This window comes from Streptomyces sp. NPDC107528, from assembly GCF_055639295.1.
On record NZ_JBVKAV010000007.1, the window covers coordinates 193,404 to 216,706 of the forward strand.

General features: G+C 71.6%; 23 protein-coding genes and 5 tRNA genes. 9 read left to right on the top strand and 19 right to left on the bottom strand.

The features are described from left to right. Nucleotides 1-47 precede the first annotated feature (47 nt). Together ACZ7L5_RS23255 and ACZ7L5_RS23260 are read left to right on the top strand one after the other, a co-directional pair. The gene (locus ACZ7L5_RS23255) at nt 48-461 is read left to right on the top strand and encodes an SsgA family sporulation/cell division regulator (RefSeq protein ID WP_004002642.1); all 414 of its coding nucleotides are present in this window, start codon (nt 48-50) and stop codon (nt 459-461) included. A 323-nt stretch (nt 462-784) separates the two neighbouring features. Beyond that, a complete protein-coding gene (locus tag ACZ7L5_RS23260) occupies nt 785-1,345 on the top strand; it encodes a CGNR zinc finger domain-containing protein (protein WP_328882851.1) in 561 nt (186 codons plus the stop codon). Between the two features lie 66 nt (nt 1,346-1,411). Here the strand turns inward: ACZ7L5_RS23260 and ACZ7L5_RS23265 are convergent, their stop codons facing one another. Then, nucleotides 1,412-1,564, bottom strand: coding sequence for a hypothetical protein (locus ACZ7L5_RS23265; protein WP_004002639.1), 153 nt, complete (start codon nt 1,562-1,564; stop codon nt 1,412-1,414). 154 nt (nt 1,565-1,718) lie between these two features. Beyond that, nucleotides 1,719-2,162 (bottom strand): hypothetical protein, encoded by a 444-nt coding sequence (locus tag ACZ7L5_RS23270; RefSeq protein WP_467483690.1) that lies wholly within the window; start codon nt 2,160-2,162, stop codon nt 1,719-1,721. Between the two features lie 228 nt (nt 2,163-2,390). On the opposite strand from ACZ7L5_RS23270, the gene ACZ7L5_RS23275 reads away from it, so the two are divergent. Continuing rightward, nucleotides 2,391-2,915: a DsbA family protein gene (locus ACZ7L5_RS23275; protein ID WP_471518579.1), complete on the top strand. Its 525-nt coding sequence runs from the start codon at nt 2,391-2,393 to the stop codon at nt 2,913-2,915. A gap of 29 nt (nt 2,916-2,944) precedes the next feature. On the opposite strand, the gene ACZ7L5_RS23280 is transcribed toward ACZ7L5_RS23275, so the two are convergent. The 3 genes from ACZ7L5_RS23280 to ACZ7L5_RS23290 form a co-directional block, all read right to left on the bottom strand. Next, the gene (locus tag ACZ7L5_RS23280; protein ID WP_471518580.1) at nt 2,945-3,769 is read right to left on the bottom strand and encodes a GNAT family N-acetyltransferase; all 825 of its coding nucleotides are present in this window, start codon (nt 3,767-3,769) and stop codon (nt 2,945-2,947) included. 62 nt (nt 3,770-3,831) lie between these two features. After that, nucleotides 3,832-4,653, bottom strand: coding sequence for an aminotransferase class IV (locus tag ACZ7L5_RS23285; protein WP_471518581.1), 822 nt, complete (start codon nt 4,651-4,653; stop codon nt 3,832-3,834). Continuing rightward, nucleotides 4,650-5,696, bottom strand: coding sequence for a chorismate-binding protein (locus ACZ7L5_RS23290; protein ID WP_471518582.1), 1,047 nt, complete (start codon nt 5,694-5,696; stop codon nt 4,650-4,652). The genes ACZ7L5_RS23285 and ACZ7L5_RS23290 overlap by 4 nt, the downstream gene beginning before the upstream one ends. Nucleotides 5,697-5,874: 178 nt before the next feature. Here ACZ7L5_RS23290 and ACZ7L5_RS23295 point away from each other — a divergent pair. The 5 genes from ACZ7L5_RS23295 to ACZ7L5_RS23315 all read left to right on the top strand — a co-directional run bounded on the left by ACZ7L5_RS23295 (nt 5,875) and on the right by ACZ7L5_RS23315 (nt 6,359). Beyond that, nucleotides 5,875-5,947, top strand: a tRNA-Gly gene (locus ACZ7L5_RS23295). A 38-nt stretch (nt 5,948-5,985) separates the two neighbouring features. Then, nucleotides 5,986-6,059, top strand: a tRNA-Cys gene (locus ACZ7L5_RS23300). Between the two features lies 1 nt (nt 6,060). Continuing rightward, a tRNA-Val gene (locus tag ACZ7L5_RS23305) sits at nt 6,061-6,132 on the top strand. A 34-nt stretch (nt 6,133-6,166) separates the two neighbouring features. Then, nucleotides 6,167-6,238: transfer RNA gene (locus ACZ7L5_RS23310), tRNA-Val, on the top strand. Nucleotides 6,239-6,287: 49 nt separating this feature from the next. Then, a tRNA-Val gene (locus ACZ7L5_RS23315) sits at nt 6,288-6,359 on the top strand. A 52-nt stretch (nt 6,360-6,411) separates the two neighbouring features. On the opposite strand, the gene ACZ7L5_RS23320 is transcribed toward ACZ7L5_RS23315, so the two are convergent. From ACZ7L5_RS23320 to ACZ7L5_RS23335, 4 genes are all read right to left on the bottom strand, one after another. Beyond that, nucleotides 6,412-6,714: a TFIIB-type zinc ribbon-containing protein gene (locus ACZ7L5_RS23320; protein ID WP_328882845.1), complete on the bottom strand. Its 303-nt coding sequence runs from the start codon at nt 6,712-6,714 to the stop codon at nt 6,412-6,414. 79 nt (nt 6,715-6,793) lie between these two features. Then, nucleotides 6,794-7,747, bottom strand: a complete 954-nt coding sequence (locus tag ACZ7L5_RS23325; RefSeq protein WP_471518583.1) for a phosphotransferase family protein — start codon at nt 7,745-7,747, stop codon at nt 6,794-6,796. A gap of 421 nt (nt 7,748-8,168) precedes the next feature. Next, nucleotides 8,169-8,366 (bottom strand): hypothetical protein, encoded by a 198-nt coding sequence (locus ACZ7L5_RS23330; protein ID WP_328882843.1) that lies wholly within the window; start codon nt 8,364-8,366, stop codon nt 8,169-8,171. A 235-nt stretch (nt 8,367-8,601) separates the two neighbouring features. Next, nucleotides 8,602-8,841, bottom strand: coding sequence for a hypothetical protein (locus ACZ7L5_RS23335; protein WP_328428941.1), 240 nt, complete (start codon nt 8,839-8,841; stop codon nt 8,602-8,604). Nucleotides 8,842-9,037: 196 nt separating this feature from the next. Between ACZ7L5_RS23335 and ACZ7L5_RS23340 the strand changes: the two genes are divergently transcribed. After that, nucleotides 9,038-10,462: a serine/threonine-protein kinase gene (locus tag ACZ7L5_RS23340; RefSeq protein ID WP_471518842.1), complete on the top strand. Its 1,425-nt coding sequence runs from the start codon at nt 9,038-9,040 to the stop codon at nt 10,460-10,462. A gap of 25 nt (nt 10,463-10,487) precedes the next feature. Here the strand turns inward: ACZ7L5_RS23340 and ACZ7L5_RS23345 are convergent, their stop codons facing one another. The 10 genes from ACZ7L5_RS23345 to ACZ7L5_RS23390 form a co-directional block, all read right to left on the bottom strand. Next, the gene (locus tag ACZ7L5_RS23345) at nt 10,488-10,880 is read right to left on the bottom strand and encodes an NUDIX domain-containing protein (protein ID WP_471518584.1); all 393 of its coding nucleotides are present in this window, start codon (nt 10,878-10,880) and stop codon (nt 10,488-10,490) included. 11 nt (nt 10,881-10,891) lie between these two features. Continuing rightward, nucleotides 10,892-11,710: a TrmH family RNA methyltransferase gene (locus ACZ7L5_RS23350; RefSeq protein ID WP_328882841.1), complete on the bottom strand. Its 819-nt coding sequence runs from the start codon at nt 11,708-11,710 to the stop codon at nt 10,892-10,894. A gap of 64 nt (nt 11,711-11,774) precedes the next feature. Beyond that, on the bottom strand, nt 11,775-13,016 hold the full coding sequence (cobA, locus tag ACZ7L5_RS23355; protein WP_471518585.1) for a uroporphyrinogen-III C-methyltransferase: 1,242 nt from the start codon (nt 13,014-13,016) through the stop codon (nt 11,775-11,777). A 140-nt stretch (nt 13,017-13,156) separates the two neighbouring features. Beyond that, entirely contained in the window at nt 13,157-17,173 is a 4,017-nt protein-coding gene (cobT, locus tag ACZ7L5_RS23360) for a nicotinate-nucleotide--dimethylbenzimidazole phosphoribosyltransferase (protein ID WP_471518586.1), read from the bottom strand. Between the two features lie 367 nt (nt 17,174-17,540). Next, on the bottom strand, nt 17,541-18,752 hold the full coding sequence (cbiE, locus tag ACZ7L5_RS23365) for a precorrin-6y C5,15-methyltransferase (decarboxylating) subunit CbiE (protein ID WP_471518587.1): 1,212 nt from the start codon (nt 18,750-18,752) through the stop codon (nt 17,541-17,543). 115 nt (nt 18,753-18,867) lie between these two features. Beyond that, nucleotides 18,868-19,500, bottom strand: a complete 633-nt coding sequence (locus ACZ7L5_RS23370; protein WP_471518588.1) for a GNAT family N-acetyltransferase — start codon at nt 19,498-19,500, stop codon at nt 18,868-18,870. A gap of 142 nt (nt 19,501-19,642) precedes the next feature. Continuing rightward, entirely contained in the window at nt 19,643-20,479 is an 837-nt protein-coding gene (locus ACZ7L5_RS23375; RefSeq protein ID WP_471518589.1) for a MetQ/NlpA family ABC transporter substrate-binding protein, read from the bottom strand. Continuing rightward, on the bottom strand, nt 20,479-21,312 hold the full coding sequence (locus tag ACZ7L5_RS23380) for a MetQ/NlpA family ABC transporter substrate-binding protein (RefSeq protein WP_328882835.1): 834 nt from the start codon (nt 21,310-21,312) through the stop codon (nt 20,479-20,481). The genes ACZ7L5_RS23375 and ACZ7L5_RS23380 overlap by 1 nt, the downstream gene beginning before the upstream one ends. Before the next feature lie 76 nt (nt 21,313-21,388). Further along, nucleotides 21,389-22,114, bottom strand: coding sequence for a methionine ABC transporter permease (locus ACZ7L5_RS23385; RefSeq protein WP_328882834.1), 726 nt, complete (start codon nt 22,112-22,114; stop codon nt 21,389-21,391). Then, the gene (locus tag ACZ7L5_RS23390) at nt 22,111-23,160 is read right to left on the bottom strand and encodes a methionine ABC transporter ATP-binding protein (RefSeq protein WP_383607792.1); all 1,050 of its coding nucleotides are present in this window, start codon (nt 23,158-23,160) and stop codon (nt 22,111-22,113) included. The genes ACZ7L5_RS23385 and ACZ7L5_RS23390 overlap by 4 nt, the downstream gene beginning before the upstream one ends. Nucleotides 23,161-23,303: the final 143 nt, after the last annotated feature.

Here is a 23,303-nt window from a genome sequence, read left to right on the forward strand (position 1 = left end):
GACGTGCGAATCCCCGAGCGCACACTGAGCGAAAGGCCCTGGCGCTTATGAACACCACGGTCAGCTGCGAGCTGCACCTGCGCCTCGTTGTGTCGAGCGAGTCATCCCTGCCTGTCCCCGCAGGCCTGCGGTACGACACGGCCGACCCCTACGCCGTGCACGCCACCTTCCACACCGGAGCCGAGGAGACCGTCGAGTGGGTGTTCGCCCGCGACCTCCTCGCGGAGGGCCTCCACCGGCCCACCGGAACCGGCGACGTCCGCGTCTGGCCGTCGCGCAGTCACGGTCAGGGCGTCGTTTGCATCGCCCTGAGCTCTCCGGAGGGCGAGGCTCTGCTCGAGGCCCCGGCACGGGCTCTGGAGTCCTTCCTGAAGCGAACGGATGCCGCGGTGCCCCCCGGTACGGAGCATCGGCATTTCGATCTCGATCAGGAGCTCTCACACATCCTGGCGGAAAGCTAGGCCGAGGCCCCCGCAAGCCGCCCGGCGCCGTCGACTCGGGGAGACGGCTCGGGCCAAGACAACCGCATACGGCACACATCAGCGCCGCCTCCGCTCCGCGGGGGCGGCGCTGGCGCGCTCGGGGTGGGCGGGTATGTCGGTGACCGTGAGTACACGCCGACGGTTCCCGTCCAGGCCGGCGGCGCCGATGGGAACCGTCTGCGCCGCTGTGGCGTTGTATTCGAAGCCACGTACGGTCGTGGCCGGTCCGTGGGCGCTGCGAGCCACTACCATCGGCCAGCATCGGCGGGCGCCCCGCCCGACCTCAGGCCAGGGAGCGAAACGTGCTGATCACCCATGACACCCGGTGTGCGCTCGATGCCGTGGTGGATCTGGTGAACACCGCACCGGAAGGCGACGAGACGCCGGACGCACTGCCGGACCTCGCGGCGCTCGCCGATTTCGTAGAAAAGCACGAAATCAGCGATGTCGGTGTCCTCTCGGAGTTCGATCTGTCCGCGGTGCGCAAGGTACGCGGGCGGTTCGCCGAGATCTTCGCGGAGCCCGACGCGCGGACCGCTGCCGGGCTGATCAACGATCTGATCGCCGCCGCCGGAACCACCCCCCGCCTCACGGACCACGACGGCTACGACTGGCATGTGCACTACTTCGCCCCCGGCGCCTCCATCGCCGACCACCTGGCGGCCGACTGCGGCATGGCGCTGGCGTTCTTCGTGGTGGCCGGGGAGCAGGAGCGGCTGCGGCGTTGCGAGGCGCCGGACTGCCGGCACGCCTTCGTGGACCTCTCCCGCAACCGTTCGCGACGGTACTGCGACAGCCGCACCTGCGGAAACCGTCTGCATGTGGCCGCCTACCGCGCTCGCCGCAAGGAAGCGGCGGGCTGAGCGGTCCCCGAGATGTCGGTGTCTTCGCGGGCCCCGGCGGGTGGCGCCGGGGGCCGCGGGTACGGCTCAGAGCAGCAGCAGATCGTGCAGCGCAGCCATGAGCAGCAGACACCCGATCACCGCAAGGAAGATCATCAGCGGTGGCTGGGAAAGGGCGAAGAGGCACCCGCGGGGCTCGTCCTGAGGTGGCGCGGCCTCGCTTTGTGTCGTGTCCAGCATCTCGCGGCGATGATGACGTAGTTGTCCCTCGTCGCGCGATCAACACGCCCGGAATGAGCGGGAGTTCGTCGAATTCCGCGATGTCCGCTTCGAGTGATGATCACTTACGGCCGGACGGCGACCCACTGTGTCGTTTCAGTCCTGCGTGCGGGCGTCAAATGCCGTGCTTCTTGAGGATCGCCTCGATGTCGCTGAAGTCGTCCGAGGCCTCGGCCCTGGGCGCGGCCGCGGGCCGGGTCGACTGACGGGAGCCCGCACCCAGCGAGGGCGCCGAAGCCGCCGGGGCCACCGCCTCATTCTGTGCGCCGGCCTTGGCTTCCTTGCGCTCCTTACGCGTGCCGCCACGGCGGCGCTCCACCGCACGGCTGCTCGCGAACAGCAGCCACGCGACGCCGAGCACTCCGAAGCCCGCCCACGCGGTCGGGCTGAACGCGGTGTCCGCCAGCCAGTCGACGACACCGGTCATCACCAGCCCCAGGGGCACCAGCGAGTACGCGGCGATGCGCGTGGCCGCGAGGAAACGCTTGCGGTACGCCGTGACCGCCGCGATGCCCAGGCCGGCCGCGGCGGCGGCGGAACAGACGGTCTCGGCAATCATCCGGTCCTCCAGGGCAGGCTGAGTCGGTCAGGGCACTTCGTCCCTTCCATCCTGCACCGTGGCAACCCCGCCCGGCCATGCCTGGGCCCCACATCAGGGACATATCCGGGTCGTCTCCTCCGCAGGTCCCGGTCGCGGCAGTACGACAAGGCGCCGGCGTCCGGGCCTCGTCCGGCGGGGAACCCGGTCGGGTTGGGTGGCCCGAGCCGGTGCTGGGAGACTGGAGCCATGAGCGACTCCTCCCCCGACCGCCCCGCCGCCCCCGTCCTCGACGTCTGGTGCGAGCTGCAGTGCCCCGACTGCCGCAGCGCTCTGGACGATCTCCGTGCCCTGCGCGCCCGCTACGGCGACCGGCTGGAGCTGCGGTTGCGGCACTTCCCGCTGGAGAAGCACAAGCACGCATTCGCCGGTGCGCAGGCCGCCGAGGAGGCGATCGAGCAGGGGCAGGGGTGGCCGTACGTGGAGGCCGTGCTGGGCCGGGTCGAGGAGCTGGACCGTAAGGGTGAACCCTTCCTGGTCGAGGTGGCCGGGGAACTCGGCCTGGACACCGAGGAGTTCGACACCGCGCTGGTCGACGGCCGGCACATCCTGATCGTCGACGCCGACCAGGCCGAGGGCAAGGCGATCGGCGTGACCGGCACGCCCACGTATGTGATCGATGGCGAGCGCCTCGACGGCGGCAAGAGCCAGGAGGGGCTGCGCGAGCGCATCGAGGAGATCGCGGACCGGCTGCTGGCCGAGCCGAGTGCCTGACTGTGCCGTGGCCCTCGGCCGGCCGACGGCTACAGCAGCGTCTTGTACAGGGCGTACTGCGTCGTCTCGTAGCCGAGTGACTCGTAGAGCCGCTCGGCCGGGACGTTGTCCGCGAAGACATTGAGGCCGATGACCCGATGCCCCGCGGCGATCGCCCGGGTCTCGGCCGCCAGCATCAGCGTGCGTCCGTGTCCCTTGCCCCGGTGGGCCGGGTAGGTCTCCACGTCGAAGACGAACGCGCGGCCTTCGCGCTCCGCCACCCACAGCGTGCCCACCGGAGTTCCCTCGTGCTCCAGGACGCTCAGGAACACATCCGGCGTGCGCAGACCGTCCGGCAGCAGTGCCGCGTGGTCCCGCGTGGACTTGGCCCGTGCCTCGGCCTCCGGGACCCCACGCTCGGCCCAGCTGCGGGCGTACCCCTCCTGGCTCTCGTCCAGCCAAGGCCCGTACTCGGCGTCCGTCATGGGCCGTGCCCGGCTGCCCCGGGGCAGCTCGGGCGGAGTGTCGCCGAGCGCCTTCTCCATGCCGCGATTGCGTACGACGTAGCCGAGCGCCGTGGCGAGGCGCAGGCCCGGTCCGGCGTCACCGGGGACGGTCGCCTCGATGCGCCGACAGCCCCAGCCGCGCGCCACCTCCTCCGCGGCGAGGGCGGCCACCGTGCCCCGGCCGCGGCGCCGGTCCGCATCCTCGATCCGCAGCTCGGATATCCGGGCCACCGTGTCACCGAAGACGGGATGAGTGCCGAGGTGGAGTACGCCCACGGGGCGGCCGTTCACACACACCTGGAAGCGGCGCGAACGGGTCCCGTCCTCGTTGTGCTGAAGCGGCTCGGTCGGCCGCAGGGTCGTGGTCATCAGGGGTGTTCTACCCACCGCACCGGCCCACGGCAGCTCATTTTTCCGCGCGCTCGTCGCTCTTACGGGTCGAGGTCGTCGCCCGACCGCTCGGCGAAGATCCGCATGGCCTTGGCGGTCACCGGCCCCGGTGCGCCCGGCAGTTCGCGGCCGTCGACGCGGTGCACGGCCTGCACGTCCCGGAGAGTGGACGTGAGGAAGACCTCGTCGGCACGCTCGAGGACGTCCAGCGGCAGGTCCGTCTCCTTCGCGCCGGTCCACTCGGCCGCCAGCACGCGCGTGATGCCCGCGAGGCAGCCCGAGGCGATCGGCGGGGTGTGGATCTCGCCGTCCAGGACGACGAAGACATTCGACCCGGTGCCCTCGCAGAGCTGCCCGACGGTGTTGGCGAACAGGGCCTCGGAGGCGCCGTGTTGGTGGGCGCGGGCGAGGGCGACGACGTTCTCGGCGTAGGAGGTCGTCTTCAGTCCGGTGAGCGCGCCGCGCTCGTTGCGGGTCCAGGGCACGGTGATGACGGCCGTGGAGTCGGGGCGCCGGACGGTCTCGCCGAGAGCGACGACGAGGGTCGGTCCGTGCTCGCCACGGTCGGAGCCGAGAGGACCGTGGCCGCCGGTGTAGGTGATGCGCAGCCGGCCGAGCGGCATCGGGTTGGCCGCCATGACGGCGGCGCAGGCGCGGCGCACCTCGTCGTGGTCGGGGTCGGGCAGACCGAGACCGCGTGCCGAGCGCGTCAGCCGGTCGAGGTGCCGGGTCAGCGCGAACGGACGGCCGTCCACCGCCTTCACCGTCTCGAAGATGCCGTCGCCCACGGTCAGCCCGTGGTCGAAGACGGAGACACGGGCGGCCTCCATGTCCTGCAGCCCGCCGTCCAGCCAGATCTTCACGATTGCAGTCCCTCTCCACTCACCTCGTACGCCCCCGACGCTACCGCGAGCAGCCGCGACGCCTTCAGCTCGGTCTCCCGCCACTCCCCCTCGGGGTCCGACCCCCAGGTGATCCCCGCGCCGGTGCCGAAACGCAGCACGCCCTCGGCGCGGTCGATCCAGAAGGTACGGATCCCGACGGCCAGCTCGCCGACGCCCCGGTCGGCGTCGACCCACCCGATGCCACCGCAGTACGGGCCCCGGGGCGCCGTCTCCAACGCGTCGATGATCCGCAGGGCGCTCGACTTGGGCGCACCGGTGACCGAACCGGGCGGGAAGGCGGCGCCGAGCAGCTCGGGCCAGCCGGCGCCGGCGCCCAGCTCGCCGCGGACGGTGGACACCAGATGGACAAGTCCCGGGTGCTTCTCGACGGCGCACAGGTCGGGCACGGTCACCGTCCCGGTGGCGCACACGCGGCCGATGTCGTTGCGCACCAGGTCCACGATCATCACGTTCTCGGCGTAGTCCTTCTCCAGCAGGTCCGCCTCGGTCCGCCCGGTTCCCTTGATCGGCCCGGACTCGACAACACGCCCGTCGCGGCGCACGAAGAGCTCGGGTGAGGCGGTGGCTATCTCAACCCCGTACCCCGGCAGCCGGATCGTTCCTGCGTACGGCGCCGGGTTGCCGCGGGCCAGCAGGGCCGTGAGGTCGTCCACATCGGCCTCCGGCCCGATCGGCGCGCTCAGGACGCGGCACAGATTCGCCTGATAGACCTCGCCGGCCGCTATGTGCTCGCGGATGCGCCGTACGCCCGCCGTGTACGCGGCGCGGTCGAGCGAGGACGTCCAGTCACCGGCAGCAGGACCGAGCCACCGCCCCGGCACCGGCGCGGGCACCGGCTCCTCTCGTACGTCCCGGAAGCGGGCGCAGGTCAGACCGCCCTCGAAGTCGGCACAGACTGCCCAGAAACCGCTGGAGTCCAGGACCGAGGGGTCGTTGGTCACATCTAGGAGGCCGGTGGCGACGCGATCGCCGAAGCGGGCGAGGGGAGGGAGGTCGGACACGCAGTCGAGTCTATGGCTGGTGTCCTGCGGGTGACCTGGCCATGTCCCGTCGGGAGCCGTCGGCAGGTCCCTGAGCAGGCGCAGCGCAGCACGCTGCACAAACGCGTTTTTGTGCTGGCCCCGGAATCCGCTAGAGTTCAACTCGTCGCCGGGCCGCGGGAGCGGAACGAAACGACAAGCGGACGTAGCTCAGTTGGTAGAGCGCAACCTTGCCAAGGTTGAGGTCGCGAGTTCGAGCCTCGTCGTCCGCTCGAAGGAACAGGGGATCTTCCCGACCCCCTACACTCCTGGTGGAGTGGCCGAGAGGCGAGGCAACGGCCTGCAAAGCCGTCTACACGGGTTCAAATCCCGTCTCCACCTCCAAGGACGATTAGCTCAGCGGGAGAGCGCTTCCCTGACACGGAAGAGGTCACTGGTTCAATCCCAGTATCGTCCACTGGATCTTCGACAGATCATCGAAGGTCTGACCCGCGCGATTAGCTCAGCGGGAGAGCGCTTCCCTGACACGGAAGAGGTCACTGGTTCAATCCCAGTATCGCGCACGCAGCAAGTTCGTGATCTTCAGACATGTTTGTTCGATCACGGTCCCGAGGACGATTAGCTCAGCGGGAGAGCGCTTCCCTGACACGGAAGAGGTCACTGGTTCAATCCCAGTATCGTCCACACACCGAAGCCCCCGGTCATACGACCGGGGGCTTCTTCGTGCTGCTGCGGCTCAGCTGGAGAACAGCATGTGGCCGAAACTCTTGTGACGCTTGTGGCCGTAGTGACCACCGTGACCGCCGTGGTGGCCACCGTGCGGGGCGCCCCACGCCGGGGCCTGCGGGGCGGCGGCCGGGTAGGCCTGCGGGGCGGCCGGAGGTGGCGGGGCCGGCTGGGCCCACTGGGACTCCAGGCGGGTCAGCGACTCCAGCTCGCCGTAGTCGAGAAAGATGCCGCGGCAACCGCTGCACTGCTCGATCTGGACGCCGTTGCGGTTGTACGTGTGCATCGGGGCTCGGCACTTCGGACACTGCATGTCGGCTCAACTCCTCGCCGGTCGATCCTGCTTCGCGTATCGCCAGAACAGACTCTGTCCGGCTGCGGTCGGTTGCACCCTACTTTGCGTGATCCCGGGTCAACTCAGGGGGGACGGAAGCCATTCGGTCACAGGCGTCCACGAACGACTGCTCGACCTCGTCCAGGAGACGCGCCTCGGCCGAGGCCTTGGTGATCGCCCTAGCGGCGGTCTGCACGGTGAGGGCGCGGGCCGGGATGTCCAGGGCGGGCCAGGGGTCGCCGTCCGCGGGAACGGCCGGTCCGCCTGCGGCGCGGTACGCCGACAGGAATCGCTCCCACTCCTCGGGCGACAGCAGCCCGCAGGCGTACCAGGCAGCCGGCCGGCCGAGGTCCCAGGCCGGCACGCCCACGCCGAGGTCGTCGACGTCGATGAGCAGCCAAGGGCCGTCCGGGGCCGGGTGGCGGACGAGTTGGCCGAGGTGGAGGTCGCCGTGGCAGAGGGTGCTGGTGTCGGGCTGCGGGGCCTCGGCGCGGACCCAGGCGGGGAGGGCGTCCCAGGCACGGAGGACGGCAGCGGTGCCGGCGGCTGGGCTGTCGGCCTCGTGTGCGCGCAGGCGGTCCACGGCGTGGGCGGCCTTGGCCGGGCCGCGCATGGGGGGCAGCGTCGCCGAGGCGTCGGTCGGGGTCCGGTGGAGGCGGGCGAGGAGGGTGGCTGCCGCCTCCCAGGGGGCCGCGTCGGGATCGCCGGGGTCCACGGGGGTGCCGTACGGCCAGAAGGTGACCAGTCGGCCGTGCAGGTCGGCGGGTATGGGAGTGAGCGGGGCCAGGAGTATGCCGGGGAGGCCGGCGGCGGTGGTGAGGCGGGGGGTGAGTTCGGTGGGGGTGAGGTCCGGGGCGTGGGCCTTGGCGACGGTGTCGGCGTGCCGGACGACGGTGGCGTCGAGGCGGTCGGCGAGGGTGACGGTTGCTCCGCAGGGACAGGGCTGGGGGCGCGTGTGTGCCGTGGCCTCGGCGTGTGCGATGAGGGCGGGCAGGAGGGGGTTCGGGGTCACTGGGGTTCCTTGTGTGCGGGGGTGTGGGCCGAGGGTACGTGGGGTGACGGGTCGGCTTGGGTGGGGCTGCTTGCCGGTGGCCCGGGCCGGACGCCGGGGGGTGCCCCGGAAATGTCTCGCCCCCGCCCCTACCCTTCCTGTCCTTGAAGGGGCTCCGCCCCTTCTACCCCGCCAGGGGGCTCCGCCCCCTGGACCCCCGTCGGCCTGAGCGGCCTCGTCCTCAAACGCCGGACGGGCTGAAGTGCCTGGGCCGGCATCAGGAGGGGAAGGCCCTCCGCCCAGCAGCCCTTAGGGAAAAGCAATGCCGGCGCAGCTCCCCAGCTGCGCCGGCATTTTTGCCGTCCGCCGCACCCCCGTCCCCACGGGGTTTCATGGATGGATGTCCCCGCCCGGACCGCTCTTCCGGGCCTGGGGTCGCCGCTCAGCGCCCCAGCATCACACCCACGGACGACGCCTGTGTGGCCACTGTCTCCCAGCCGTCGAAGACGACGAGGAGCAGGACCGCCAGCGGAAGGGCCATGAGCGTCGCCACCAAGGGGTGGCGGCGGCCCTGGCGGCGCGGGCGCAGCAGCGTGCGCTGCTGCGTGCGGATCAGCGTCCGCGGTGCCGTCTGGGCCATGGTCCCTCTCCCTGACCTGTGTCGGTTGTCCTTGGCAGCGGCGGGTGTCTGACCTCGGGGGACGAGTGCTGCACCCGCCGCTTGACCTCAAATCTAGGCGGCCTGGCCACACCGGGCGTCATGCCCTCGTACCGATTGGCGGGCCTCCCGGAGGATGAGCCATCACCTGGGGAGTACTCCCCTGGGTGGAGACGAGGTCCTAGGTCTCGGGGTCTTCCCCGAGGGGACGCCCGGTCTACACCGGTTTCTCCGAGCTGTCCTCGCGCGGTACAGGCTGCTCGACCAGCGCGAGAACCCGGTTCGCCATGAAGCGCGCCGTACGCACGACAGTCCCGCTTCGGGTGACTTCGCTCACTTCCACGACACCTCGGCGCACCGCCGTCTCGACCCGGCGGCCCGCCCTGCTCGCCACGACCTCGTAGGTGCGGGTCGTGTCCCCCGCATCCACGACTATCTCCACGCGATCACCCTTCATGGACCCAATCCCCCTTCTGTGATGGGTGGTTGGGGGACAATGCGGGGCGAAGTCGCCCTGCTCACGGGCCCCCTGACCACCCTTCAAGTCTCCCACCCACCACTGACAATCCATCGGCCCGAGAGGGCGCGGCCTCTGCGCACGGCGGCCCGTGGAAACGTAAGCTGTGGCTCGTCAGACGGACCGGGTAGCGGGGATGAACATGGCGATGATGCGCCTGAGGCGCGAGGACCCGCGCGTCGTCGGCTCGTTCAGGCTTCACAGACGGCTCGGCGCAGGCGGAATGGGTGTCGTCTACCTGGGCTCCGACAAGAAGGGGCAACGGGTCGCGCTCAAGGTGATCCGGCCCGATCTGGCGGAGGATCAGGAGTTCCGCTCTCGGTTCGCGCGTGAGGTGTCGGCGGCACGGCGGATCCGCGGTGGCTGTACGGCACGCCTCGTGGCCGCGGACCTCGAAGCGGATCGGCCGTGGTTCGCCACCCAGTACGTGCCCGGGCCCTCCCTGCACGACAAGGTCGTCGACGAGGGTGCGCTCGGCGCGGCCGATGTCGCCGCCGTCGGGGCCGCCCTGTCCGAGGGCCTGGTCGCCGTCCACGAGGCCGGTGTCGTCCACCGGGATCTCAAGCCCTCCAACATCCTGCTGTCCCCCAAGGGCCCGCGGATCATCGACTTCGGCATCGCCTGGGCGACGGGGGCCTCGACCCTCACCCACGTCGGCACCGCGGTCGGCTCCCCCGGCTTCCTCGCCCCGGAGCAGGTGCGCGGCGCCGCCGTCACCCCTGCCACGGACGTCTTCTCCCTCGGCGCCACCCTCGCCTACGCGTCCATGGGCGACTCGCCCTTCGGACACGGCAGCTCCGAGGTGATGCTGTACCGCGTCGTCCACGAGGAGCCCCAGCTGCACGGCGTGCCGGACGCGCTCGCTCCGCTGGTGCGGGCATGTCTCGCGAAGGCCCCGGAGGAGCGGCCCAGCACGCTGCAGCTCTCGCTGCGTCTGAAAGAGATCGCGGCCCGGGAAGCGCAGGGGCTCGCGGACGTACGCCCGCCCGCGCCGCGTTCCGGAGAGGCGGACCGGCCGACCGGGCGCCTCGCCGACACCTACCCGGAACAGCAGCGTCTCCAGCGCCGCCCGCAGGGCACTCCCCCGCCGCGCGGTGTTGCCGCCCCCCGCGGCAACGGTGCTTCCCGAGGTCCCGGTCCCGCGCGCGACGGGGTTCCCCCGCGGAACGGCGGCGCCTTGCCCGGCGGTACGGCGTCGTCCAGGCCGGGCCCCCGGCCGATCCCCGCCTCGCGCAAAGCCCCACGCTCGGGCGGCGGCAGCCGGCCCGTGCCACGCAACGGCGCAGGCCGTCCGGCGCCGCGGACGGGAACCGGTCGGCGGCCCGCCAACCCGCAGCTGCTGCGGCAGCGGCTGTTCGTGTTCGTCGTGGTGACGCTGCTCGTGGCGCTCGGCATCGCGGCGGCACAGGGCTGCCAGGGCCCGGACCGCGGGCTCGGCGGTGACGGGGACGTCGTACGGCCGCAGCAGGAGCAGGAGCAGGTGGCACCCGGATACACGCCGCTGGATGAGGACGACCTGATGTCCCAGCGGTACGAGTCGACGTTCGAGATCCGCGACTAGGCGACGGCCCCGAGCGGAAGGGGCCTCACAGGGTCGGCAGGATCCGTTCGAAGAACTCCCGGTCGCCCTCGAAGACCGGGTCCAGGGACAGGAACTCCTCCGGTGTGACCCAGCGGGCCTCGGCCACCTCGCCCGGGTCGGGGACGACGTCGCCGGTCTCGGCGTTCGCCGTCCACCAGTGGAGGCTGAAGCGGCCGTCGTCCGTCTCGGACTCCCATACCTTGGCCAGGGGTACGACGGTGAGGCCGACCTCCTCGCCGACCTCGCGGACGACGGCCTCCCGCTGGGTCTCCCCCGGCTCGATCTTGCCGCTGAGGGGTTGCCAGTAGCCGGGGCGTGCGACTGCAGGGCCGCGGCGGATGGCGAGGACTCGGTCGGCTCGGAGGAGGACCGCGACGATCGCCTCCCGCTGTGCCATCGCCGTACGGCCTAGATCTGCGGGCGGCCCGAGGCCACCGCGTAGAAGGCGACCGCTGCCGCCGCGCCGACGTTGAGGGAGTCGACGCCGTGGGACATCGGGATGCGGACCCATTCGTCGGCGGCGACCAGGGCCTGGGTGGAGAGACCGTCGCCCTCGGCGCCGAGCATCAGGGCGACCCGGTCCATCCGGTGCGGGGCGGCCTCGTCGAGGGTCTTGGCCTTCTCGTCCGGGGTGAGGGCGAGGAGGGTGAAGCCCGCCTCGCGGACCGTTTCGAGGCCCTTGGGCCAGGTGTCGAGACGGGCGTACGGCACCGAGAAGACCGCGCCCATGGAGACCTTGACGCTGCGGCGGTACAGGGGGTCGGCGCAGTCCGGGGAAAGCAGGACCGCGTCCATGCCGAGGGCGGCGGCGGAGCGGAAGATGGCGCCGATGTTGGTGTGGTCGTTGACCGACTCCATCACCACCACACGGCGGGCGGACTGGAGGAGTTGGGTGGCCGTCGGGAGCGGTTTGCGCTGCATGGAGGCGAGCGCGCCGCGGTGCACGTGGTAGCCGGTGACCTGCTCGGCGAGCTCCGGGCTGACCGCGTAGACCGGGGCCGGGAGCTCGTCGATGACATCGCGCATGACGTCGACCCACTTGGCCGAGAGCAGCATCGACCGCATCTCGTAGCCGGTTTCCTTGGCCCGTCTGATGACCTTCTCGCCCTCGGCGATGAACAGGCCCTCGGCCGGCTCGCGCTTGCGGCGCAGTTCGACGTCGGTCAGGCCCGTGTAGTCGCGCAGGCGCGGGTCGTCGGGGTCATCGACGGTGATGAGATCGGCCACAGGGTGATACTGCCTTGTCCTGGGTGTGGTGCCAACGGTTCGGTACGGGTTGGGTTACCCGCGGTTACGCGGAAGGGTTCGGTCCGCTCGGCCCCACGTTCACGACGTCCCCGATGACGATGACCGCCGGCGGCTTCACCTCGTGGGCGAGCACGGTCTCGGCGGCCGTCGCGAGGGTCGCGTTCACCCGGCGCTGGGCGGCCGTCGTGCCCTCCTGGACCAGAGCGACCGGCGTGTCGGGGGACTTGCCATGGGCGATGAGGGTCTCGGCGACCTTCCCGATCGTGGCGACGCCCATCAGGATCACCAGCGTGCCGGTCAGCTTGGCGACGGACGGCCAGTCGACCAGGGAGCGCTCGTCGTCGGGGGCGATGTGGCCGCTGACCACGGTGAACTCGTGGGCGACGCCCCGGTGGGTGACCGGGATGCCGGCGGCGCCCGGCACCGAGATCGAACTGGAGATGCCGGGCACGACCGTGTACGGGACACCGGCCTCGGCCAGCGCCTGGACCTCCTCCATGCCGCGGCCGTAGACGAAGGGGTCCCCGCCCTTGAGACGTACGACCGACTTGCCCTGCTTGGCGTGCTCGATCAGCGCGTTGTTGATGGCCTCCTGGGCCATGAACCTGCCGTACGGCAGCTTCGCCGCGTCGATCACCTCGACGCTCGACGGCAGTTCCGCGAGCAGGTCGCGCGGGCCCAGGTGGTCGGTGATGACCACGTCGGCCTCGGCGAGCAGGCGGCGGCCGCGCACGGTGATCAGGTCCGGGTCGCCGGGGCCGCCGCCGACGAGGGCGACTCCGGCGGTACGGGTGCGGTGGTGCGGGGCGACGAGAGTGCCGTCCCGCAGGCCCTCGACGACCGCGTCGCGGATCGCGGCGGTGTGCCGGGGGTCGCGGCCGCGCGCGTCGCTGGTGAGGACCGCGACGGTGACGCCCTCGCTGGTTCCCGTGGCCGGGGTCCAGGCGGTTGCGGCGTCGGCGTCGTCGGAGCGGACGCACCAGACGCGGTGGCGCTCCGCTTCGAGGGAGGCGCGGGTGTTGGCGTCGTCGTCGCTGGTGGCGATCAGGGCGTACCAGGCGACGGCGAGGTCGCCGTCCTCGTAGGGGCGCTTCTGCCAGGTGATCTCGCCTGCGTCCGCCATGGCTTCGACGGAGGGGGTCGCGTCCGGGGACACCAGGTGGATGTCCGCGCCCGCCGCGATGAGTGCCGGGAGGCGGCGCTGGGCCACCTGGCCGCCGCCGAGGACGACGACCCGGCGGCCGGTGAGGCGGAGGCCTACGGGGTAGGCGGGGTGTTCGGCCATGAGGTGCGGCTCCTCGTCCTGGCAATGCGATGGGTGCTACGGCACTGGAGCAGCCCTGACGTGCGGATTTTAAGGGGTTGGTTCAGAGTACGGCCGGGGTGGGGTGCACGCAGGAGCGCATGCCCCACCCCGGTCCGGAGTCACTTCTCGGTGACGCCCGCCGAGTCGAAGGTCGCCACCTCGTGCATGGCCCGTGCCGTGCTCTGGACCAGCGGGAGGGCCAGCAGGGCGCCGGTGCCCTCGCCCAGGCGGAGGTCGAGGTCGACCAGGGGGCGCAGGCCCAGTTTGTTGAGGGCGGCCACGTGGCCGGGCTCCGCGCTGCGGTGGCCGGCGATGCAGGCCGCGAGGACCTCGGGGGCGATGGCGCGGGCGACCAGGGCGGCGGCGCCGGCGCTGACGCCGTCCAGGATCACCGGCGTACGGAGCGACGCGCCGCCCAGCAGGAGGCCGACCAGCGCGGCGTGCTCGAAACCGCCGATCGCCGCCAGGACGCCGATGGGGTCGGCCGGATCAGGCTGGTGAACTTCGAGGGCGCGGCGGACGACCTCGGTCTTGCGGGCGAGGGTCTCGTCGTTGATGCCGGTGCCGCGTCCGGTGACCTCGGCCGGGTCGGCGCCGGTGAAGACGGAGATCAGGGCGGCCGAGGCGGTCGTGTTGGCGATGCCCATCTCGCCCGTCAGCAGCGCCTTGTTGCCCGCCGCCACCAGGTCGCGGGCCGTCTCGATGCCCACCTCGATGGCCTGCTTGGCCTCCTCGCGGGACATCGCGGGGCCGGTCGTCATGTCGGAGGTGCCCGCGCGGACCTTGCGGGGCAGCAGGCCGGGGGTGGCCGGGAGGTCGGCCGCGACGCCGACGTCCACGACGCAGACCTCCGCGCCCACCTGGCCCGCGAACGCGTTGCAGACCGCGCCGCCGCCGAGGAAGTTGGCGACCATCTGGGCCGTCACCTCCTGCGGCCAGGGGGTGACGCCCTGGGCGTGGACGCCGTGGTCACCGGCGAAGATCGCGACGGCCGCGGGCTCCGGGATCGGTGGCGGGCACTGCCGCGACAGCCCGGACAGCTGGGCGGAGATGATCTCCAGCATGCCGAGCGCGCCGGCCGGCTTCGTCATGCGCTTCTGCCGCTCCCAGGCCTCGCCGAGCGCCTTGGCGTCCAGCGGGCGGATCTGGGCGACGGTCTCGGCGAGCAGATCGTGCGGTTCCTCGCCGGGCAGGGCGCGACGGCCGTACGTCTCCTCGTGCACGACCCAGGACAGCGGGCGGCGCTTGGACCAGCCGGCCTGCAGCAGCTCGGGCTCGTCCGGGAACTCGTCGACGTACCCGACGCACAGGTAGGCGATGACCTCCAGGTGCTCGGGCAGGCCGAGGGCGCGGACCATCTCGCGCTCGTCGAAGAAGCTGACCCAGCCGACGCCGAGGCCCTCGGCGCGCGCGGCGAGCCAGAGGTTCTCGACCGCGAGCGCGGCGGAGTACGGCGCCATCTGCGGCTGGGTGTGCCGGCCGAGGGTGTGGCGGCCGCCGCGGGTCGGGTCGGCAGTGACGACGATGTTCACCGGGGTGTCGAGGATGGCCTCGATCTTCAGTTCCTTGAACTGCTTCGCCCGGCCCTTGGGCAGCGACTTGGCGTACGCCTCGCGCTGGCGCATGGCGAGCTCGTGCATGGTCCGCCGGGTGTCGGCCGAGCGGATCACGACGAAGTCCCAGGGCTGGGAGTGACCGACGGAGGGCGCGGTGTGGGCGGCCTCCAGGACGCGGAGCAGCACCTCGTGCGGGATGGGGTCGCTGCGGAAGCCGTTGCGGATGTCGCGCCGCTCGCGCATGACCTTGAGGACGGCCTCGCGTTCGGCGTCGTCGTAGGCGGGCGCGGCCGGGCCGGTGGGCTGCGGTGCTTCTTCCACGGACGCCGTGCTCTCTTCTCCGGGGTCTTCCTGGTCGGCGGCCCGGGTGTCCAGGTCGTCCGCGTGCTGTACGAGCTCGGGGTCTCCGTCGCGGGGCGTCGGAACGGCGGCGACGGGAGCCGGTGCCTCCTGAGTGGGCAGGACGATCGGCTGCGGCGGGGTCGGGGCGAGGTGCGGGGTGGTGGGCACCGACCCCTCGACCGGGACGAACTGGCCCAGCGGCTGGTCGGGCGCGGGCTCCTGGGCGCTACCGGCCGGGACGAAGGCCGGGGCCTCCCCCTCACCGGACGCCGTGGGCTCCAGGGGTGACTGTGCCGGGTCCTCGGTGCCCTGCCCGGGCTGGGCGGCCACGGCCCGCAGCTGCGGTCCGGCGGGCTCGGCGACGAAGGCCTCGGGCGCCTCGGCCGGGGCGGGCTGGGCGGCAGCGGCCGGTTGCGGGGCGGCTTCGGCGGAGGCTGCGGCGAGTGGCTGCGGGGCCAGGGCGGGCTCGGCGGTGACGTCCGGGGCCTGCTGGGCGTCCGGGAACTGTGCCACGGGGGCCGCGGCGGCCACCGGGTCCGCCACGGGGACTTCCCCGTCGGCGGCGGGCGCGGTCACGTCGACCGCCTCTGCTTCGGCTTCGACGCCGGGCAGAGCGGCGTCCTGTGGCGGCTGCTGCTCGAACGCCTGCTCGGCGTCCGCGAGTTGCGGGGCCGGGTCGGGGGTTACGGCGGCGAAGGCGTCCTCGGTGGGCACGGTGACGGCGTCCGTGGGCTGCACGATCGGCGCGAGGTGCTCGGCCTCCGCGGGCTGGGCTGCCTGCGCCGTGCCGAGCGCGGCCGGGGCCGGGACGGCGTCCGGGGCCGGTTGCGGGTCCACGGGGGCGGAGACCTCGGGAGTCTGGGGCGCATCCGGGAACTGGGCGGCTTCCGGGAGCTGGGCCGCCTCGGATGTTGCGGGCTCGGCGACCTGCGCGGGGGCCTCGGGCGCGGGAGCGTCGAGAAGCGGGGCCGCTTCCGGAGCCGGGGCGTCCGGGACCTGGACAGCTTCAGGGGCAGGGACGCCGGGGATGGAGGCACCTTCAGGAGCCGGCGCCTCGGGAGGCAGCGCAGCCTCAGGAGCCGTCTGCTCGGGCAGCGGCGCGGCTTCAGGGGCCGCCTGCTCAGGAAGCTGCACGGCCTCAGGAGCCGTCCGCTCAGGCAGTTGCTCGACTTCAGCCGCGGGCGTCTCCAAACCGTGCCCGGCGTCTGCAACCGGCGCCTCGGCAAGCTGAGCGGCCCCGTCCACGGCCGGATCGGCAGCGAGGTCCCCAGGCACCTGCCCGGCACCCGCGTCGGCCTCGCTCAGCGGGACGTCCTCAGCAGCGGTATCAAGCACAGCCTCAGGAGCTGCGACCTCATCGGCATCGGCGCCGGAACCGGCCGCGTCCACCACGGCGTCGCCGGCGTCCGAACCCACGGCCACAACCTGGTCGGCCTCGGGAACGGGAGCAGCCGTGACCTCGACGGGGGCAGGAGCAAACGCTGCCACCGCCACCTCATCGACGGCCGGAACGACGCCCTCTCCCGCGGCTGAGCCCGGCTGCGCAGCCGGCGCGGCATCGCCGCCCGACGGCTCCTGGGTGTCGTACACGCCCTCCTGCGGAGCAGGCGCGCCGGCCTCGGACTCTTGAACGGCACCCGCTTCGGCGCCGCCCTCCATGGCCACCTGCACCGCAGTCGCCTGCTGTCCGGTCGGAACAACCGTTTCGGCAGCCGGTGCCTCGGTGCTCACCGGTGCGGGGGCCTGGGCGGGCGTGCCCCAGGCGGATGCCGGCTGCGGGGCCGACGCCTCGCGGTGCGGCGGGGCGTCCAGGTACTCGGGGCCGGGCTGGCGGGCGGGGGCGGCGACGGCGCCGCGGTCGGCAAGGGAGCGGACCGGGCTGGCGGAGGCGTCGGGGATGGGCGGGCCGAGGTGCAGGGGGCGCCGGGGGGTGATCGGCGGAATCGGCGCCGAAGGGGACGGCAGGCGGACAGCGCTGAGGTCGACCGAACCGCTGTCGCGGCCGGACATCTCGTGCGCACCCGGCTCGTGCATGGCCTCGACTACCGGCTCCGGCGCGGGCGGGACGACCTCGGTGCCCCAGGCACCCTGCGAGCCGGGCAGCAGCAGGTCTTCGTCCTCGGCGGTTGTCTCGGAGAGGTAGGTGTACGTACCGTGCGCCGCGGGGGCGCCCGGCTGCTCCACCATGCCTGCGCTCTCCGGCAGTCCCTCGCCCGGGACCTGGCCGGTGTCGGTCATGCGTACCCCTCGCCCATCGGTTAGTGCTTCCACGACCAGCTCACCGGGGACGGCGCACCGACCGCCCCCGTAGTGAAGAACGAGCGTGCGTGCCCAGCGGCACGAGCGACCCGCCCAAAAAGGCGACAAAGCCACTGAGTGGCATTGTCGTGGCCGTTCGACCGTCGCGACAGGTTGATCCGCGACAGGCCGCTGTGGACTGCGCCACGTTGCGCGTCCTCCGGTTTCGCCGTACCACACCCACCCCAAATGGGGAGCGTTTTTCCGGACATTGACCGACGAAGTGCCGGGCGACCGAGTGCGGTACAACGATCGGCCAGCCTACCGCGCGCGGTACGACAACCGGATCACGGGGAGGCCTCCGCGATTACACTGTGCGGTCGTTCAGTACCCCGCTGAGCAGGAACGCGACCGTCCGCTCGCGCTCCGTCCAGGCACGTGTGTCCAGTTGCACGGACTGCAGGAGGGCGCACTCCACGTCGTAGCCGTGCTGGGTGAGGTCGCGCCCGATGAGTTCGGCTTCATCGCGGGTCGCGGCGTGGGTGACGATGCGCTGCGGGCGCCGGTCGGCGACGGCGGAGACGACGCCCGCTCCCCCGCCTCCGACGCGGACGACGTCCGGTTCGGGGAGGTTCTCCAGCACGTGCGGGGCCCTGCCGTGGACGATCTGGAGCTGGACCCCGAAGCCGCGGGCGTTGGCTTCGGTGCGCTCGCAGGCCCGCGGGTCGCTGTCGACGGCGATGACGGCGGCGCCCGCCCTGGCCGCCTCGGTGGCGAAGGCGCCGCTGCCGCAGCCGATGTCCCACACCAGGTCACCGACGCGGGGGCCGAGCCGGACGAGTTGGGCCGAGCGAAGCGGTTCCAGCTCGCCCTCGCCCATGAGACCGCCGTAGGCCTCGGCGGGCAGCGTCCAGCCGCGCGGCGCGGCATAGGAGTCGCGGCCGGCGATCCACCCGCCGCCCTCCGTGGCGGCCACCTTGCCGCCGATGACGATCACGACGTTCGGGTCGCGCCAGGTGTGGTCGGCGGCCTTGTCGGAGGTGACGACGGTGACCTGTTCGCGTTCGGTGCCCAGTTCCTCGCAGATGACGAAGGTGCGGTGGACGCCTTCGAGGAGGAGGCCGAGTTCGGCGGGGCCCGCGCCGGGAGAGGTGAGGACGGCGACCTTGGTGTGGGCGCGGCACACATTGACCGCGCGGCGCAGGGTGCGGGGATGTGCGACGACCACCTGTGCGTCGTCCCATGGCATGCCCGCCCGGGCGAAGGCGGCGGCGACGGAGGAGACCGCGGGGACGACCTCGACCTCCAGGCCGAACTCGGGCGCGCGCAGGGTCCGTACGACTCCGAAGAAGCCGGGGTCGCCGTCGGCGAACACGACCGCGGTGCCGCGGTGGCCTGCGATCCGGCGGGCGGCGAGGGCGACGCTGCCGAGGCGGATGCGCTCCGCGGCGGGCGGCACCGCGGGGAGCGCCAGGTGGTGGGCGGCACCGGCCACCAGCGTGGCGGCGCCGAGAGCGGAGCGTGCCGCGGCGGTCAGCGGCGAGCCGTCCCAGCCGATCACCGTGACGCGGTCGGCCATCGTCGTCTCTCTCCAGGGTTTGCGCAGGTCGTCGTCGGACAGCCCGAGGGGCAGGCTCCGTGAGGGTACCTGGTCGCGGCGCGGGCACCCCGGGTGCCCGTGGGTTCGCTACCCGTCAGTTCCAGTCACCGAACAAGGTGAAACCGTCGGCCGGCTGATCGCCGACGCCTTCGAGGTCCTCGGGCAGCAGGCTCCAGATGATGAGGTCCGTGCGGACGTCGATCCACTCGCCGCTGTCGGTCCTGGCGCGCGCTATCCAGGCGCCGCGCAGCACGCCCTCGCTGATACAGCCGATCTTCTGCGCCACCTGCTGGGAGGCGGTGTTGTCGGCGGCGGTGCGCAGTTCCAGCCGTTCGAACTTCTGGTCGTGGAAGAGCCACTGCGCGGTGGCCAGGGCCGCCTCGGAGGCGTAGCCCTCGCCGCGGGCCCAGGGCGCGACGACGTAGGAGATCTCGCTGGAGCGGACACGCCAGTCGGTGTGCTGCAGGTGGACGATGCCCACGAGACGCTGGGTGAGGAACTCGGTGACGGCGAGGACGATGCCGCGCCCCTCGGTGCGTTCGGCGGGGGCGCGTTCGGTGATCCAGGCGCGGGCGTCGGCCTCGGTGTAGGGCTGCGGCACGGAGGTCCAGGCGGTGACCAGTTCGTCGTTCATCATCTCGGTGAACGACTCGATGTCCAGGTCTTCGAAGGGCCGCAGCACCAACCGCTCCGTGCTGATGGAGATGTTGGGGAAGGTGCTAGTCATGCGCCACTCCGTAACCTTCGGAAAACCTGCAGGGCCTGCTGAACTGCCCAGCATGCAGCATGAAAGCACTGAACTGCACCACGGGGTCCACACCAGGTGAAGGAGTGGACCCCGTGCGTGGCGATACGCCGTTTACGCCCCGTCAGCCCGAAGTGACCGGCAGGACCGAGCCCTTGTACTTGTCCTCGATGAACTTCCTCACGTCGGACGAGGCGAGGAGCTTCGCGAGCTTCTGCACACGCGGGTCCTCCTCGTTGCCCTTCTTCACGGCCAGGAGGTTGGCGTAGGGGTTGTCCTTCGCCGACTCCAGGAGGATGGCGTCCTCGGTGGGGCTGAGGCCGGCGTCCTGCGCATAGTTGTTGTTGATGACCGCCACGGCCACGTCGTCGAGCGAGCGGGGCAGCTGGGCGGGTTCCAGCTCCTGGAACTTCAGGTGCCGGGGGTTGGCGGCGATGTCCGCCGGGGACGCGTCCGTGCCCGCACCGTTCTTGAGCGTGATGACGCCCTTGGAAGCGAGCAGTTTCAGGGCGCGGCCCTCGTTGGTGGTGTCGTTCGGCACGGCGACGGTGGCTCCGTCGGCGAGCTTCGTGACGTCGGTGACCTTGTTCGAGTAGACGCCCATGGGCGGCAGATAGGCCTTGATCACCGGGACCAGGTCGGTCCCCTTGGACTTGTTGAACTCGTCCAGATAGGGCTCGTTCTGGTAGAGGTTCGCGTCCAACGAGCCTTCCTGGAGGGCGGTGTTCGGCAGGACGTAGTCCGTGAACTCCCTGATCTCCAGTTTCAGCCCGGCCTTCGCGGCGAGATCGTCCCTGACGTACGTCAGGACCTCGCCGGCCGGTACGGCGGTGGCGCCGACGACCAGGGTGTCGTCGGCGCCACCGCCGGAGCCCGAGCCGCAGGCGGTGAGGCCGAGTGAGAGGGCACCTGCGAGCGCGGCCGAGAGCAGTACGGGGCGTCGGCGCTTCACGATGCTCATCAGAAGGCCGCGACGACCGCGCCGTCGTACTTGTCCTCGATGAACTTCTTCACCTCGGGCGAGGTGAGGAGCTTCGCGAGCTTCTGCACACGCGGGTCGTCCTCGTTGCCCTTCTTCACCGCGAGGAAGTTGCCGTACGGGTTGTCCTTGGGCGACTCGGCGGCGATGGCGTCGTCGGCCGGGCTGAGGTCGGCCTCCAGCGCGTAGTTGCCGTTGATGACGGCGGCGTCGACGTCGCCGAGGGAGCGCGGCAGCTGGGCCGCCTCCAACTCCTTGAAGTTCAGGTTCCTGGGGTTGGAGGCGACGTCCTTGGGGGTCGCGTCGTAGCCGACGCCCGACTTCAGCTTGATGACGCCGTTGGCTTCCAGGAGCTTGAGCGCGCGGGCCTCGTTGGTGGTGTCGTTCGGCAGGGCGACCGTGGCGCCCTTCTTGAGGTCCGTGAGCTTCTTGACGCCCTGGGAGTACACGCCGAGCGGCTCCAGGTGCACGGTGGCGTTCGGCACGGCGACGATGTCGGTGCCGTTCTTCTTGTTGAAGTCGTCCAGGTACGGCTGGTGCTGGAAGTAGTTGGCGTCGACCTCACCCTGCTGGACGGCCGTGTTCGGCGTCACGTAGTCGGTGAACTCCCGGACCTCGAGGTCGAGGCCCGCCTTCTTCGCGAGGTTGTCCTTGATGTAGGTGAGGATCTCGCCCTGCGGGGTCGGCGTGGCCGCGACCTTCAGCGGGGCGCTCGCGTCGGAGCCGGAGTCCTTGTCCGAGCCGCAGGCGGAGAGCCCGAGGGTGAGGGCTCCGGCGGCGAGGACAGCAGTGGTGATCTTGGCGGTGTTACGCACGAAAAGTGCCTTTCCTTATGGGTGGTGCGACCCCGACTTGGGTTCTCGGGGAGTTCTGGGTGCCCGTCCGGGAGGTTCAGACGGTCTTGCTCGTGGCCGTGGAGGCCTTGAGCAGGCGGAGTTTGGGCGCCGCGCCCGAGTGGCCGCCTCGCCGGTGCAGGGAGCGGGCGGCGTAGTCGCCGGCGAACTGGATGAGCGAGATGACGACGGCGAGGACCGCGACGGTCAGCCACATCAGTTCGGTCTCGAAGCGCTGGTAGCCGTAGCGGATGGCGATGTCGCCGAGGCCGCCGGCGCCGACCGTGCCGGCCATGGCCGAGTAGCCGATGAGGGCGACGATCGTGGTCGTGGTGCTGGCGATGAGGGACGGCAGCGACTCGGGTACGAGGACCTTGCGGACGACGGTCCAGGTGTTGCCGCCCATCGACTGCACGGCCTCGACGAGCCCGCCGTCCACTTCGCGGACAGCCGTCTCGACAAGGCGGGCGAAGAAGGGGATCGCTCCGATCGCGAGCGGCACGATGGCGGCCTCGCGGCCGATGGTCGTGCCGGTGATCGAGCGCGTGAAGCCCATCAGCGCGACCATCAGGATGATGAACGGCATCGAGCGGGCGACGTTCACGATCTGCCCGATGACCTTGTTGGCGAGGACGTTCTGCAGCAGGCCGCCCTTGTCGGTGAGGACGAGGAGGATGCCGAGCGGGAGGCCGCCGACGACCGCGATGAGGGTGGACCAGCCGACCATGTAGAGGGTGTCCCAACACGCCTGCTCCAGCAGGGGCTGCATCTCGGACCAGGTCACTTGGCACCTTCCTTCACCAGCGCGGAGACGGGCTGCCGGGCCTCTTGGCCGACGACGTCGATCTGCAGGCCCTGTTCGCGCAGAAAGCCGATCGGCACGACGTTGTCCTCGTAGCGGCCGGGCAGCTCGATGCGCATCCGGCCGACCTGGAGGCCGCCGACGGTGTCGATGGCGGCGCCGAGGATCGAGATGTCGATGTTGTAGGTGCGCGAGAGCTGCGAGATGACCGGCTGGGTGGCGGCCTCGCCCTGGAAGGTCACGTCGACGACGGTGCGGTCGTCGGCGGAGGCCTCGCCGCCCACCGGGAAGAGCGCGGAGGCCAGTTCGGAGCCGGGGGTCGCGAGCAGCTCGCTGACCGTGCCGGACTCCACGACGCGGCCGTTCTCCATGAGCGCGGCCGAGTCGCAGATCGACTTCACGACGTCCATCTCGTGGGTGATGAGCAGGACGGTCAGGCCCAGCTGCCGGTTCAGGTCGCGCAGCAGCTGGAGGATGGAGCGGGTGGTCTCCGGGTCGAGGGCGCTGGTGGCCTCGTCGGAGAGCAGCACCTTGGGGTCGCCGGCCAGGGCGCGGGCGATGCCGACGCGCTGCTTCTGGCCGCCGGAGAGCTGGGCGGGGTAGGCCTTGGCCTTGTCGGCGAGGCCCACCAGGTCGAGCAGTTCGAGTGCCTTGCGGGAGCGGTCCTTGCCGGACGTGCCGAGGATTTCGAGGGGCAGCTCGACGTTGTCCTGGACCGTCCGCGAGGACAGCAGGTTGAAGTGCTGGAAGACCATGCCGATGCGGCTGCGCGCCCGGCGCAGCTCCCGGCCGGCCCGGGGACCGCGTCCCGCCAGGGCCGTGAGGTCCTGCCCGGCGACGGACACGGTGCCGGCGGTGGGGCGCTCCAGCAGGTTGATGCAGCGGATGAGGGAGGACTTGCCGGCGCCGGACTGGCCGATGACGCCGTAGACCTCGCCTTCGCGGACGTGCAGGTCGACGCCGTCGAGGGCGGTGACCTCACGGCCGCGCGAGCGATAGACCTTGGTCAGGCCCGAGGTGGTGATCACTGGGTTTCCGTCACTGTCGAGTGCACGGCGCATCGTGGGCACCGAACACGGGTATTCGTGGTCGAAGGCGGCCGGAGCGCAGCACGGTTTCCCGCGAACGCGGTGGAACCGGGGGAAGACGTGTGCGTGGGGCGCGGCTCAGT

Excerpts from the sequence above, each read along its gene's own strand:
- ACZ7L5_RS23255 (WP_004002642.1), top strand. The coding sequence starts at position 48 with ATGAACACCACGGTCAGCTGCGAGCTGCACCTGCGCCTCGTTGTGTCG.
- ACZ7L5_RS23265 (WP_004002639.1), bottom strand. The coding sequence starts at position 1,564 with ATGCTGGACACGACACAAAGCGAGGCCGCGCCACCTCAGGACGAGCCC.
- ACZ7L5_RS23270 (WP_467483690.1), bottom strand. The coding sequence starts at position 2,162 with ATGATTGCCGAGACCGTCTGTTCCGCCGCCGCCGCGGCCGGCCTGGGC.
- ACZ7L5_RS23275 (WP_471518579.1), top strand. The coding sequence starts at position 2,391 with ATGAGCGACTCCTCCCCCGACCGCCCCGCCGCCCCCGTCCTCGACGTC.
- ACZ7L5_RS23280 (WP_471518580.1), bottom strand. The coding sequence starts at position 3,769 with ATGACCACGACCCTGCGGCCGACCGAGCCGCTTCAGCACAACGAGGAC.
- ACZ7L5_RS23320 (WP_328882845.1), bottom strand. The coding sequence starts at position 6,714 with ATGCAGTGTCCGAAGTGCCGAGCCCCGATGCACACGTACAACCGCAAC.
- ACZ7L5_RS23330 (WP_328882843.1), bottom strand. The coding sequence starts at position 8,366 with ATGGCCCAGACGGCACCGCGGACGCTGATCCGCACGCAGCAGCGCACG.
- ACZ7L5_RS23335 (WP_328428941.1), bottom strand. The coding sequence starts at position 8,841 with ATGAAGGGTGATCGCGTGGAGATAGTCGTGGATGCGGGGGACACGACC.
- ACZ7L5_RS23340 (WP_471518842.1), top strand. The coding sequence starts at position 9,038 with ATGAACATGGCGATGATGCGCCTGAGGCGCGAGGACCCGCGCGTCGTC.
- ACZ7L5_RS23345 (WP_471518584.1), bottom strand. The coding sequence starts at position 10,880 with ATGGCACAGCGGGAGGCGATCGTCGCGGTCCTCCTCCGAGCCGACCGA.
- cobA (WP_471518585.1), bottom strand. The coding sequence starts at position 13,016 with ATGGCCGAACACCCCGCCTACCCCGTAGGCCTCCGCCTCACCGGCCGC.
- cobT (WP_471518586.1), bottom strand. The coding sequence starts at position 17,173 with ATGACCGACACCGGCCAGGTCCCGGGCGAGGGACTGCCGGAGAGCGCA.
- cbiE (WP_471518587.1), bottom strand. The coding sequence starts at position 18,752 with ATGGCCGACCGCGTCACGGTGATCGGCTGGGACGGCTCGCCGCTGACC.
- ACZ7L5_RS23370 (WP_471518588.1), bottom strand. The coding sequence starts at position 19,500 with ATGACTAGCACCTTCCCCAACATCTCCATCAGCACGGAGCGGTTGGTG.
- ACZ7L5_RS23375 (WP_471518589.1), bottom strand. The coding sequence starts at position 20,479 with ATGAGCATCGTGAAGCGCCGACGCCCCGTACTGCTCTCGGCCGCGCTC.